At 68.7% G+C, this 13,042-nt stretch carries 10 protein-coding genes; 5 read left to right on the forward strand and 5 right to left on the reverse strand.

Going from position 1 to position 13,042, the window contains the following annotated elements; translation table 11 throughout:
• Positions 1 to 172 precede the first annotated feature (172 nt).
• On the forward strand, positions 173 to 2,110 hold the full coding sequence (locus tag BSF38_RS18425; protein WP_076348029.1) for a tetratricopeptide repeat protein: 1,938 nt from the start codon (positions 173 to 175) through the stop codon (positions 2,108 to 2,110).
• Positions 2,111 to 2,117: 7 nt separating this feature from the next.
• On the opposite strand, the gene BSF38_RS18430 is transcribed toward BSF38_RS18425, so the two are convergent.
• The 4 genes from BSF38_RS18430 to BSF38_RS18445 form a co-directional block, all read right to left on the reverse strand.
• On the reverse strand, positions 2,118 to 3,050 hold the full coding sequence (locus tag BSF38_RS18430) for an alpha/beta hydrolase (RefSeq protein WP_076348031.1): 933 nt from the start codon (positions 3,048 to 3,050) through the stop codon (positions 2,118 to 2,120).
• On the reverse strand, positions 3,047 to 5,629 hold the full coding sequence (locus BSF38_RS18435) for a ComEC/Rec2 family competence protein (protein ID WP_076348033.1): 2,583 nt from the start codon (positions 5,627 to 5,629) through the stop codon (positions 3,047 to 3,049). The genes BSF38_RS18430 and BSF38_RS18435 overlap by 4 nt, the downstream gene beginning before the upstream one ends.
• A gap of 65 nt (positions 5,630 to 5,694) precedes the next feature.
• On the reverse strand, positions 5,695 to 6,165 hold the full coding sequence (locus BSF38_RS18440; protein ID WP_076348035.1) for a nuclear transport factor 2 family protein: 471 nt from the start codon (positions 6,163 to 6,165) through the stop codon (positions 5,695 to 5,697).
• A gap of 216 nt (positions 6,166 to 6,381) precedes the next feature.
• The gene (locus tag BSF38_RS18445; protein WP_076348037.1) at positions 6,382 to 8,514 is read right to left on the reverse strand and encodes a PAS domain-containing sensor histidine kinase; all 2,133 of its coding nucleotides are present in this window, start codon (positions 8,512 to 8,514) and stop codon (positions 6,382 to 6,384) included.
• Between the two features lie 215 nt (positions 8,515 to 8,729).
• Between BSF38_RS18445 and BSF38_RS18450 the strand changes: the two genes are divergently transcribed.
• From BSF38_RS18450 to lgt, 4 genes are read left to right on the forward strand one after another with little or no spacing between them, the layout of a single operon-like run.
• A complete protein-coding gene (locus BSF38_RS18450) occupies positions 8,730 to 9,107 on the forward strand; it encodes a (2Fe-2S) ferredoxin domain-containing protein (RefSeq protein ID WP_076348039.1) in 378 nt (125 codons plus the stop codon).
• A complete protein-coding gene (gene panC / locus BSF38_RS18455) occupies positions 9,100 to 9,960 on the forward strand; it encodes a pantoate--beta-alanine ligase (RefSeq protein ID WP_076348041.1) in 861 nt (286 codons plus the stop codon). The genes BSF38_RS18450 and panC overlap by 8 nt, the downstream gene beginning before the upstream one ends.
• Positions 9,961 to 9,971: 11 nt before the next feature.
• Positions 9,972 to 10,400, forward strand: coding sequence for an aspartate 1-decarboxylase (panD, locus tag BSF38_RS18460; protein ID WP_076348043.1), 429 nt, complete (start codon positions 9,972 to 9,974; stop codon positions 10,398 to 10,400).
• A 57-nt stretch (positions 10,401 to 10,457) separates the two neighbouring features.
• A complete protein-coding gene (lgt, locus tag BSF38_RS18465) occupies positions 10,458 to 11,330 on the forward strand; it encodes a prolipoprotein diacylglyceryl transferase (protein ID WP_076348045.1) in 873 nt (290 codons plus the stop codon).
• Between the two features lie 7 nt (positions 11,331 to 11,337).
• Here lgt and BSF38_RS18470 read toward each other — a convergent pair whose 3' ends face one another.
• Entirely contained in the window at positions 11,338 to 13,026 is a 1,689-nt protein-coding gene (locus BSF38_RS18470; RefSeq protein ID WP_076348047.1) for a serine/threonine-protein kinase, read from the reverse strand.
• Positions 13,027 to 13,042: the final 16 nt, after the last annotated feature.

Genomic DNA, 13,042 nt, shown 5'->3' on the forward strand with positions numbered 1-13,042 from the left:
CACGAACCGGCCCGACACGCGGATTCCTCGCGATTTCAGGCAAGTCCGCTAGAACCCGTCCGCCGCCGTCCCCGACGCGCCGACTCGCGCGACGCCTCGCCCTTGTTCCGACCGAAACAATGGGAGGGTCGAACCGAAGCGAGGCGACGAACGACAAGGACGGTCGTGCGCAATGAGGGCGACGGGAACCACGCTGGCCATTCTCCTGGTCTTGCTCACGTCCGCCGGATCTCCGGCCTGGGCGGATTCGACGAATCGCGAGCGGCAGGAGGGCTTCGCTCTTTATGACGCCGGTCGTTACGCCGAGGCCGTGTCGCGGCTCGACGTCGTGCTCGAACGTCATCCGAACGACGTCGAGGCGCTGGTCCGGCGCGGCAACAGTTACCTGCGGCTCGACCGGCCGACGAAGGCGATGGGCGATTTCGACCGGCTGGTCCACCGCGACCCGCTCAATCCATCGGGCCACAGCGATCGCGGCATCGCCCTGACGATGCTCAGCCGGTACGACGAGGCCGAGGCCGAATTCGCGCGTTCGATCCGTCTCTGGGCGAACCCGCTCAACGGGTCCAGCCGCCTGACTCCCCGGATTCACTCCCAGGTCCAGGAGGCGAAGTCCGTCGCCTATGCGGGGCTGGCGCAGGTCCACCATCGCACCGGCCGCGACCAGGAGGCGCTCGCGGAGTACGATCAGGCGATCGCCATTTTCGGGACCGACCCCAACACCTACATCGGCCGGGGCGACGTCCACCGCAAACTCGGCGACTTTGCGGAAGCGCTCGCCGATCTCGACGAAGCCGTCCGGCTCGGCCCCGGCTATGCGCGGGCCTTCGCCAGTCGGGGCCGATTGCTCGAAGACATGCAACAGGACGGCCGGGCGCTCGCCGATTACGATCAGGCGATCGCGGTCGACCCCCGGTACGCGTTCGCCTACAGCCTACGCGGCGGCCTGAAATCGCGGCTGGGCCGCAACGAGGAGGCGCTCGCTGACTTCGAGACCGTCGGTCGGCTCCTCCCCGGCGACGCGGTGGCGCACAAGGACCTCGGCGGCGTATTGGTCCGCCTGGGGCGGTATCCCCAGGCCGTCGTCGAGCTGGACAAGTCGATCGCGATCGATCCCAAGCAGTCCAAGGCTTACCAGAATCGAGGCGCGGCGTACAACAGCCTGGCCCGCTACGACGAGGCGGTCGCCGACCTGGACCGGGCGATCAAGCTCGACCCCAAGAACGCCGGCGCGCACTCGAACGCCGGGCTGGCCTACTTCATGATCGGTCAGTACGACCGCGCGATCGAAGACCTCAGCGAGGCGGTGAAGCTCGCCCCCAAGAACGCCGTCGTCCACTTCAATCGCGGCAACGTGTTCGCGAAGCTCGGCCTGAAAGACCAGGCGCTCGCCGACTACCAGGCCGCCGGCGACCTCAATCCCAAGCTCGTCGCCGCGTACGGCGGCAGCCAGCGGCTGTACGAAGAGATGGCCCGCAACGCGATGGCGATCCGCGACCAGACGCCGATCCGCGACGCCTCGCACGACGTCGACGCCTATCTGGAACGGGGCCGCAAGAGGCAGGCCGAGAGCGACTGGACCGGCGCGATCGCCGAGTACGACCGGGCCGTCGCCGCCGACCCGCGCCGCGCCGAGGTCTACATCGCCCGAGGCTGGTCGCGGCTCTGCGCCGACGTCGACGGCGCCGAGATCGACGCGCACGCGTATCTGAACCTGAAGGGCTGGGGCGACCCCGCGTCGTCGTACATGGCCCTGCTCGGCGCCCTCGGCGCGCGCCGCGCCGGTCGCGAGCCGGAAGCGTACAAGTTTCTCGAAGAGGCGCTGGCGAAGCTCCCGCGCCAGGACGCCTGGCCCAAGGCGGCGTTGCTTTACCTCAACGGCGACCTCTCCGACCGCGACTTCCTCGCCAAGGCCGGCAACGACGTCCAGAAGGCCGAGGTGCACACGATCCTGGCCCTCGACCTGATCCGCAAGGACAAGCCGGACGACGCCCGCGTCCACCTCGAATGGGTCGCCGACCACTCCGTCGACCGCTCCATCGCCGCCGACCTCGCCCGCGCCACCCTCTCCCGCCTCCCCCGGCCGAACCAGCTCGCGCGGAAGCCGTGATCGCGAGTTACGCCGTCCTGGACGCCTCGACGTGCCGGTCGACGAACGCGAGGATCTCGGCGAGCAGGTCGGGGCCGCCGACGCGGACGACGTCGGCGTGGCGGGCGGCGGGGACTTCGATGAAGGCGGCGGGGGTGGGGAAGGCGTCGGCCAGGATGCGGGCCTTCGAGGAAGGGATCAATGGGTCGTTCGCGCCGTGGACGACGACGACCGGCTGGGCGCATCGCGCGGCCAGGTCGAGCGGGCGCGGCCGGTGGAGCGACACTTTGGCGAGCCGGCCGGCGCGGGAGACGATCAGGCGGGAGAGCAGGGGGGCCATCGGCACCTTGCGGTTGCGGGTCAAGGTCGTCACGGCCGCCTCAAGATCGACCATCGGCGCTTCGAGGACCAGGGCGCGGACGCGGTCGTCCTCGACGGCCGCGCGGAGCGCGATCGCCGCGCCCATCGAGCGTCCCCAGATCACCGGGGCGAACGGCTCGCCGGGGGCGCAGCGGGCGGCCAGCACGTCGAGCCAGGCGCGGAGGTCGCCGGCCTCGCGACCGCCGAAGCTGGAAAAGGCGCCCTGGCTCTCGCCGTAGCCGCGGAGGTCGACGGCCGCGATGTTCCAGCCGTGGTCGAGGATCGCCCGGCCCCGATCGACGACCATCGCCTCGGGGCCGTCGACGAACCCGTGGACCAGGATCATCGTCCGACCCGTCGGCGAGCCCGGCGCGGCGATCCAGCGGCCCGCCAGCTCGACGCCGTCGGCCGCCCGCGCGCGGATCGATTCGGTCGAGGTCGCCCAGATATCGGTTGCCGTCTCGTCCTCGTTCGCGTCGGGCGTGGGGGAAGCGACCCGTCGCGGCGTCACCAGGGCCCACGCGCCGAATTCCACGACCACGAGGATGAGGCCGCCGATCAGTCCCGCGCCCAGTCCCAGAAGGACGATCAGCCACTTCATTCCGGTCGCTCTCCCGCATCCTGTCGCGTCTCGCGGGAGCGGGCGGGCTCGCCCTCGTCGACGAATCCCCGCGCGACGATCCCCTCGGCCGTCCATCTCAAGAGGATCGCGCCGGTCTTCCAGGTCCTTAAGAGGACGATAGCCTTCTGCCCCAGAGGCGTCAACGCGTCCGAGGCGGCGGGGAACGGCGGCTTCTGACTGACCGCGACGACGCGAGGGACCGCCCACTCGTACAGCCAGGCGGGATTGGCCGACCGGCCGCCGTGGTGGGGCGAGAGCATCACGTCGATCGGCGGCTCGGGCTTCGGCCCCGCGGTCAGCTCGACCAGGCCGAGCTGATCGAGGTCGCCGGTCAACAGCAGCCGGTGCCCGAGCGAGCGGATGTCGAGCACCAGGCTGCGCGCGTTGTCTGAGGTTTCGGGATGCCAGTCGACGGGCGGATGAAGCACCTCGAACCGGGTTGCGCCGACGTTCCAGACCGCCGGCGCGGCGACCTCGCGGACCGGAATCCGGCGCTCGCTCAAGGTCTCGATCAAGAGATCGGCCGCCGGATTGTCCTCGCCCGCGAACCCCGGCGGCACGATCACCTCGCCGATCGCGAACCGCTCGATCAGGTCGGGCAGGGCGTTGAAGTGATCCTGATCGGCGTGGCTCAGAAAGACCGCGTCGAGCCGCGTGACGCCCCGCGACCAGAGCGCCTGCGCGATGATCCGACGCCCCACGCGCGGGTCGTCCATCCGTCCGCAATCGTAAAGGAACGCCTTCCCCTCGGGCGTCCGCAAGACCACCGCCAGGCCGTGCCCGACCGTCAGGATCTCGCCTTCGAGCGTCTTCGGCCGTCGCCCCAAACCCTCGAACGCCCAGCCGGGCAGACACCAGGCGAAGACCAGGACCCACGACCCCAGCGAAACGACCCGGAACGTCCGGCCCACCTTGGCTTTCGACGGCCTGGGGGCGGCGCTCCAGACGTACGCGGCGATCGCCAGCAGGACGTGGAAGATCGCGACCGACGCCCACGACGGCCCGGCGACGAAGACGTGTCCCCACGGGCGGTCGGCGCCCCAGAAGACGCACGATTCGGTGAGCCGCAGCAGCCAGCCGACCGGAAGGGCGATGAGAGCGGCCAGTTGCGCGGAGACCAGCGAAACGCCAAGCTGCAACGCCCCGAGCAAGAGCGCGCACGACGTGATCGGGATCAGCGGGATGTTCAGCAAGACGCCGATCGGCGAGACCATGTGGAACCGAAGCGCCACCAGCGGCAGGCCGGCGGCCGAGACGACCGCCGAGACCAGGATCGCGTTCGTGACCCACCGAACGGCCTCACGAGGCAGTTTCGCCCAGCGCGGCCGGAACAACTCTTCGACGTCGTCGAGCGGGGTGATCGGGCCGATGGTGCATGCGCGGAAGGAATCGGCGAGGCGGGCGACGGCCGCGCGGGCCGGCGGCAAGAGCCAGAACAGGGCGGCGATGGCCAGGAACGAGAGCTGGCAGCCGACGTCGAAGAGGAACGCCGGGTTGAGCCCGAGCGTGACGATTCCGGCCGTCGCCAGCGTGTTCGCGGGCCGCGTCGAGCGGTCGAAGATCGCCGCCAGGCAGAATGTCAGCGTCATCGCGGCCGACCGCGTCACCGAGGGCGAAAACCCCACCAGCACCGCGTAGCCGAACGTCGCCACGGCGACGATCGCGTACAGCGGGCGTCGCGGCGTCCCCAGCGACCGCAAGACGATTCCGATCGCCACCGCGAGCACCTGAAGCTGCAAGCCCGAGATGGCCAGTAGGTGCATCGTGCCGGTCCGAAAGAAGGCGTCGTTCAGCTCGTCGTCGATCTCCTCGCGTTGGCCCAGGATCAGGGCCGAGGCCAGCGGGGCGGCGCGGTCGTCGAGCCTGGCGATGAGCCGGTCTCGGCTCCCCTCGCGGAGTGAGCCGAGGGCGCCGATCCACCACGCGGGCCGGCTTTCGAGATCGGGCATGACGCCCGACGGCTCGTCGACGCTGAGCCGAAGCCGAATCCCCCGGGCGCGGAGCAAGGCGCGGTAGTCGAACTCGCCGGGGTTGAGCGGGCCGGCGATGAGCGCGAGCTGGCCCGCAGCCTGGATCGGCTGACCGGCGTAGAGGTCGGTCCGATCGCCCAGCACGGTGACGCCGGCTCGGCCCGAGGCGGGTTGAAAGGCTCGGCCGTCGCTGACGCCGGTGATCTGGAGCGTCAGCCGGGTCCGCACGCGGCCCTCGTCGCCCGGCCGTCGGCCTTCGTACGGGCGAGCGCTCAGGACTTCCTCGATGTAGCCGCGAACCCACGCCGGGCGCGGGGCCTCGGTGACGCCGGCCGCGAGATCGTCGGGGGCCAGGTCGGTCCAGTTGGCGTGGTGCCAGCCGCCGCCGACCGCGGCGATCGCCGCCAGCAGCGCGAGGCTGGAAATCAGGCCCCGGCGGAGCGCCAGGAAGGCCAGAGCCGTCAGTGCGAGGCTCGCTCCGATCCAGCCCGCCGTGCCGCAAGGCTCGGCGTGGCGGTCGATCGCGATCCCCGTCGCCAGGGCGCAGAGCGCCGGGACGAGGGGCGCGATCGACCAGCGAGCCGAGATGCGTCGTTCACCCGCGCGCGGGCGACGGGGAGGTTCCTGGTCAGGCAGGGGAATACCTCGTTACGTTACTTCGCTGGGACGTAGAAGACTTCCATGCTCAGGATCTGCCACTTGTCGCCCTTCTTGACGCGAACCTGGTGAAACGGAATCTTGGGCGAGTCGGGCTTGAGCGTGTTCAGGTCGAAGGTGCCGTCGATCGTCAGCACGTCGGGCGCGAGCAGCCGGGCGGCTTTCACGTCGTTGTGCGACTTGATCGTTTCAGGCTTCTCGAAAATCTTGGCGTAGGCCTTCTCGATCTCACCCCGGCCGTTGTGGAACTCGGTCTTGAGGCCTTCGTTGCTGCGAATGACGAGGCTGAGCCGGGCGTCTTCCTCGTAATAGGCGGCCATCGCCGACGCGCTCAAGGTGTCGAACGTCGCGGCCCCCTCGGTCGTGACCTTGACGGCGATCTTCATCGCCTCGTCGTCGCCGCGAGCCAGGCCCGGCGCGAGTGAGACGACGGCCAGTGCGACGACGCAGGAAATCCGGCGGTTCATGGCGAGGCTCCTATTGGGAGAGAACGAAGGGACGCGATCCGTCTTGGACCAACACCCCATTTCACAGCGGCCGTCGACCCGCCGCAAGCCATGAGCGTCGGCGCCCTGGCGACGTCCAAGGCAAGGCGCCGAGAATACAAGCCCGAAGCGCAAGCGAGTGCGTTAATTCAGGGGTATGCACTCGCTTGTGCTTCGGGCTTGTATTTTCCTGCATCGTCAGCCCGACGACGGTCGTCCGGCGGGGTCTTTGGGGAGCAGGACGCGGAACCGGGTGCCGTCGCCGGGTCGGCTCTCGACTTCGATCCGGCCGCCGTGGCCGGTGATGATGCCGTGGCTGATGGCGAGCCCCAGGCCCGTCCCCTCGCCCACCGGCTTGGTGGTGAAGAACGGGTCGAAGAGGCGGCCGAGGTCTTCGGGGGCGATCCCGGCGCCGTTGTCGGCGACCGAAATCTGGACCCAAGGGCCCAGGGGTCGGACGTCGACCTCGATTCGCCCCCCCTCGGTCCGTCCGTTGGACTCGACCGCCTGGAGAGCGTTGATCAGCAGGTTGAGCAAGACCTGCGAGAGGTCGGTCGGCACGCAGTGGATGAGCTGGACGCCGTGGTTCTCGACGACCACCTCGACGCCGTCTCGCTTGAGCCGGCCGCTCATCATCTCCAGGGCGCTGTCGAGCAGCTCGGCGAACGGCACCGCCTCCCATCGCGGCCGCGACGTCCGCGCCAGGCCGCGCATCTTTTGCACGATGTTGGCCACGCGGCGGACGCCTTCGAGCGTGCGGTCGATCATGGGCAAGAGGTTTTCGCGGATGTACGGCCAGTCGATCTCCTCGACGATCTCGTTGAACCGCGCGGCCTTCTCGGGCTCGACCGCGCCGATCGCCTGGAACGCGGTCTCGGCCTCGCCGAGCATCTCCATCAGCCCCTTGACGTCGCGCTGGAGCACGGCGAGGTTGTTGCCGACGTAGGAGAGCGGGTTGTTGATCTCGTGGGCGACCCCGGCGCTGAGGAGGCCGATCGAGGCGAGCTTGTCGGTGTGCGCGAGCATCGCGCGCATCCGCTGGCGTTCGGTCTGGTCGCGGATCGAGGCGACGTACTCGACGCGGCCGTTGGCCTCCACCGCGCTGAACGAGATCTCGATCGGGAATCCGCCGCCGTCGCGCTTCCGGCCCGTCAACTCGACGGTCTTGCCCAGGATCGGCGAAACGTCGAGCGGCAGATCCTGTCGCGGCGGCTCCGCGGCGGCCGGCGCTGGCGAAGGGGGGGCCTTCTGCTCGAAGATCGAGGGGATCAGCAGGTCGAGGGGCTCGCCGATGACCTCCTTCGACTCGTGGCCGAAGATCGTCTCGGCGGCGGGGTTGAACAGCAAGATCCGGCCCTGGCCGTCGGTCACGACGATGGCGTCGAGGCTTCCCTCGGTGAGCCGTCGGTAGCGTTCCTCCGACTGCGACAGCGCCCGGTTCTTGGCCTCAAGGGCCTGGGCCGACTGCATCTGGACCCGGGCGAACTCGCGGCGGGTGCGCTCGAGCGCCTTGCGCTCGGTGATGTCGCGGATCACGGCCAGGATGGCGAGCTGCTCGTCGAACTGGATGGTCGAGGTGGTGATCTCGACGGGGATGGTCCGCCCGTCCTTGGTGAGGAAGGTTCCCTCGCAGCTCAGCCGGCCGTCCTCGAGCTGCCGCTTCAAGCGGTCCTCGAAGCCGGCGGCGAAATCGGGGGCGTCGATCCGCGCGGTGTTCATGCCGACCAGCTCGGCACGCGTGTATCCCAGCAGCCGCGAGGCCGCCGGGTTCGCGTCGAGGATGCTCCGCTTCTGGTCGTGGACGAGGACGGCGTCATGGATGCCGTCGAAGATCGTCCGGGCGCGGCGCTCCGAGTCGAGCAGCGCCTCCTCGGCCTGAATCCGCTGGCTGATCTCGGTGATGAAGGCGAACAGGCCGATGGGACGGCCTTCGTCGTCGCGGGCGACGTCCAGCAGCAGCTCGACGGGGACGAGGCGGCCGTCCTTGTGGCGATACCGCTTGACGACCCGCTCGGTCTTGCCGGTCGCCAGCGTCTGCTCGTGCGACCGGCGGGTGATCTCGTGCGACTGCGGCGCCGTCAGGTCCATGATCGACATGCCCAACAGCTCGTCGGGGGTGTAACCCACCAGCGTTGAGAACGCCTGATTGACGTGGACGATCCGATCGGCCAGGTCGATCGTCGCGAACGGCTGCGGCCCGGTCTCCAGCAGGCGATGGAGCAAACGGTCCCGCTTGGCGGTGGTCCATTCCGGGTCGTTCCACATGGCGACGGGACGACCGTCGGCCGACGTCTGGGAGACCGGATCGTGAGGACTGGAGGTCGGAGCCACTCTGAGAGCCTCGCACGGTTCGAGGTCGTCGTCGCCTTGCTTACAGGGTATTATATCCAGGCGCCGACGGTTGTTCGATCGACGACGGCGGTCGAGTCTCGCGCGGCGGGACGGCCGGCCGGCGGCCCTTGTTGCTATTCTGGCGGCCGGCTCGGTCCGGCGAAAGCCCGAGCCGCTCACTTTCGACCTCCCGCGTCCTCGGAACCGAACAACCCATGTCCGTCTTCACGCATCACGTCTTCGTCTGCGGCAACGTCCGCGAGCCCGGCCACAAGCGAGGATGCTGCGATCCGGAAGGGGGGCAAGCCCTCAAGGACGCGTTCAAGGTCGAACTCAAGAAGGTCGGCCTCGGTCCCCTGGCCCGGGCCAACCACGCGGGATGCCTCGACCAGTGCGAGCACGGGCCGGTCGTGGTGATCTATCCGCTGGGCGTCTGGTACGGCGGCGTCACGCTCCAGGACGTGCCCCGGATCGTCTCGCGAACGATCCTGGGGGGCGAGATCCTCGTCGATCTCCAGATTCCTGACGGCTGTCTGAATAATCCCAGGTGTCCACATCGGGCCGGAGAGCCGAGGAGTACGCCCGGTGCTTGAAACCGCGACGTCCGTACCAGCCGTCCGCGCGGCGGTCGCCGCCGCCAAGGCCGACGGCCGCAAGGTCGGCTTCGTTCCCACCATGGGGGCGCTGCACGAGGGACACCTTCGGCTGATCGACCACTGCCGCGACCGCTCGGGCTTCACGGTGGTGTCGATCTTCGTCAACCCCACCCAGTTCGGCCCGTCGGAAGACTTCAGCCGCTACCCGCGAACCCTCGACGACGACCTCCGCAAGTGCCGCGAGGCGGGCGCCGACCTCGTGTTCACGCCGACCCCGGCCGAGGTCTACCCGCGCGGCGCGTCGGCGACGACCTTCGTCGAGGTCCCCGGGCTCTCGCAGGTGCTGGAGGGGGAGATCCGGCCCACCCACTTCCGGGGCGTGACAACGGTCGTGATGGCCTTATTCAACATCGTCCGTCCCGACCTGGCGGTCTTCGGCCAAAAAGATTATCAACAACAACTCCTGATCCGAAGAATGGTGGAAGACCTGCACGTCGGCGTCGAGATCGCGACCGCCCCCACGGTTCGCGAACCCGACGGCCTGGCGATGAGCAGCCGCAACCGCTACCTCGACCCGCGCCAGCGACAGGGCGCCGCGGTGCTTCATCGGGCGCTGGAAGCGGCCCGGCGGCTGGTCGACGGCGGCGAACGCGACGCGGACCGGGTTCGACAGATCTTGCGATCGACGATAGAATCGGAAGCGACGGCCAGGCTTGAGTACGCCGTGGTGGCCGACGCGGAAACCCTTGCGGAACTTGGCGATATCGCGCCAGGGCGGGCCGCCGTCGCACTTCTGGCCGCCCGGTTCGGGACGACCCGGCTGATCGACAACGCCCGTCTGACGGAGTAAGGCGACCACGCATGCAGCTCAAGGTGCTCAAGAGTAAGCTCCATCTGGCGACGATCACCCGGAGCGATCTGTATTACCACGGCAGCCTGACGATCGACCCCGATCTGATGGACGCCGTTGGCCTCTTGCCGTACGAGTCGATCCTCGTCAGCAACGTCGCAACCGGCATGCGGGCCGAGACCTACACGCTGCCCGGCCAGCGCGGATCGGGGTCGGTCGAGCTCAACGGCGCAATGGCCAGACTGGGCGCGGTGGGCGACCGCGTCATCGTCATGGCGTTCGCCCAGATCGAGGCCGCCGAGGTCGACGGCCACAGCCCGCGCGTCGTCGCGCTCGACGCCAAGAACCGGATCGTCGAACGGATCGACTACCCGCCGGTCGCCCGCGCGTGCGAGGCCGCGGTTCACGCCGGCCCCGATTGCTGGGCCGGCACCGAGTGAGAGCGACCGCCGATCGCCGCGAAGGACCGGCCGACCCCAATTAAGGACGATGCTGGCATGCGACAGGTCTTGTTCACGATCCCCGTCTTCGGCGGCGTCAGCGTCTTCGGCTATGGCGCGATGCTGGTCCTGGCCTTCGTCACCTCGACCTGGCTGGCCTGCTGGCGGGCGCGTCGCGAGAAGCTCGACCCCGAGGCCGTCCTCGACATGGCGTTCTGGCTGTTCGCCGGCGGACTGATCGGCGCGCGGCTGTTTTACTGCGTCCAGTACTGGGGCCGAGGCATCGACAACCTGCTCGACGTCTTCCAGTACTGGAAGGGGGGGATCGTCTATTACGGCGGCATCTTCGGCGGCGTCCTGGCGTTCTTGATCTACCAAAGACGTCGGAACTTGCCGCTGCGCCCCTATCTTGACGCGCTGGCGCCGTCGATCGCCGTCGGCACGTTGTTCGGCCGGCTCGGCTGCTTCCTCAACGGCTGCTGCTACGGCGACGTCTGCCATCTCCCCTGGGCGGTCGCCTTCCCCAAAGAATCTCCTCCGTGGCAGAGCGAGGTCCGGCTCGGCATGATCCCGACCAACGCGCTCCAGTCGCTTCCGTTGCATCCGACGCAGATCTACTCGGCGCTCGACGCCTTCGTCCTTTTGATTCTGCTGACCGCCTATTACCCGCTCCGCCGCCGCGACGGCGAGGTGCTGGGTGTGCTGATGCTGACCTACCCGATCACCCGGTTCTTGATCGAGTTCCTCCGCAACGACGAGCCGATCTTCCGGTTCGGCCTGACCATCTCGCAGAACATCAGCCTCGCGCTGCTGCTCGCGAGCGCCGCGTACTGGTTCTGGCTGTCGCAGTTTCCCAAGGGCCGCTACGCTGACACCGCGACCCTCGGCGAGCACGCCGTGCCGCGCGCGCTTTCGCCGGCCGCCTCCTGAAGTCGGTTCACGGATGGTCGAGGATGACCGCTCGGAGGTCGAACAGGGCTCCCTTCAAAGGGGGGATGCAGCGGATCTCCAGCCGGTGGACGCCCTCCGGCAGGGTCAGCTCGCCGACGGGGAACTTCTGATAGCTCGCCCAGTTCTGGGTCGCGAGCGCCTGGCCCTTGAAGACGGCGTCGCCGACGCGGACCTCGTACGAGTTGCCCGCGGCGCCGTTCTCGTTGGCGTATTCGAGGACCAGGCGGAACCGCGTTTCCTCGTGGACGCGGAACGTCCAGGCCGCGCGGTTGTCGCTGGTGTGCCAGAATCCGAGGTTGCCGAACGAGTGCTCGAAGGCGAGCGAACTGCCCGAGAGCGACGCGGCGGCCGCGCCCAGGCGGATCGACCCGTCGCTCTGGATGATTGGCAGGAGAACCGAGGGACCGACCTCCTTGGGTACGAGGTCGCTCGGGTGGGGTAAGGGTTGATGTCGCGGGACCTGGAGGTTGAAGGCGACCAGCGACAGGCCCGCCAGGATGGGCGCGGCGAGCAGGGCGGGGCGGCGTTTCGCCCAGTGGTAGGCCCTCTCGACCGACCCGACGGGGCGGCCGTGGATCGGCTCTCCGCCGAGGAAGCGGCCCAGGTCGTCGGCCAGTGCCTTGGCGTCGGAATAACGCTGCGACGGGGCTTTCCGCAGACACTTCAAGGCGATGACGTCCAGGTCGCGCGGGACTCCCGGCCGCCATCGACTGGGAGGATCGGGCTCTTGCTCGCGAACGAGCTTGAGCGTCTCGGCGGCCGTCTTCGCGAGATGGGGGACGCGGCCCGCGACCATCTCATAAAGGATGACGCCCAGGCTGTAGACGTCCGTCGCCGGTCCGAGTTCGCCCACCGCTCCGTCGGCTTGTTCCGGAGCCATGTAGCGCGGGGTTCCCCGCATCTCGACTCCCTCGCCCCAGTAGGCGTCCGACTCGATCCACTTGGCGATGCCGAAGTCGGTGATCTTGGGAACGCCCTCATGGGTCACGAGGATGTTGGACGGCTTCAGGTCGCAATGGATGATTCCCTGGCGATGGGCGTAGTCGACGGCCCAGGCCAGAGTCCGGACCAGGTCGGCGGCCAGCCGGGGCGGGCGCGGCCCTCCCTCGATTCTTTGGTCCAGCGAGCCCCCCTCGACGAGTTCGAGCGCCAGAAACGGGTGGCCGCCGTGCTCGCCGATCTCGAAGATCTGGACGATGTTGGGATGCTGAAGATGGGCGACGGCCTTGGCTTCGATCTGGAGCAGTTTCGAGACGTCTCCCGCCCGTCCGGCGATCATCTTGAGCGCGACCACTCGGCCCAGCTTGCGATGGCGCGCCTTGTAAACGACCCCCGTGCTTCCGACCCCCACCGGCTTTTCGTCGACGTCATAGTCGGGCAAGACGGGAGGGCTCTCGCCGATCGCGGGAATCGCGTCTCCCGATCTCGGCGGGGGAACATGCGACTGGCCGGGCGAGTCGGACCTCGTCATCGGCGTCGAGGGGAATGAGGCGAGGGCGGCGCGACGAAGCTCGTCGACGACGAAGTCGGTCTGGTCGTCCAGCAACCGCGCCCGCGACTCGCAGAGCGAGCACGCTTCTTGATGTTCGCGGACGGCGTCGATCTCGGAGTCGGGAAGGTCTCCCAGCAGAAAGGCCGTCAGGATCTCGTCGGTGGGACATGCATCGATACGCACTTGCCGACCCCCTGTT

The sequence above is a fragment of the Paludisphaera borealis genome (assembly GCF_001956985.1).
Lineage (GTDB): Bacteria > Planctomycetota > Planctomycetia > Isosphaerales > Isosphaeraceae > Paludisphaera > Paludisphaera borealis.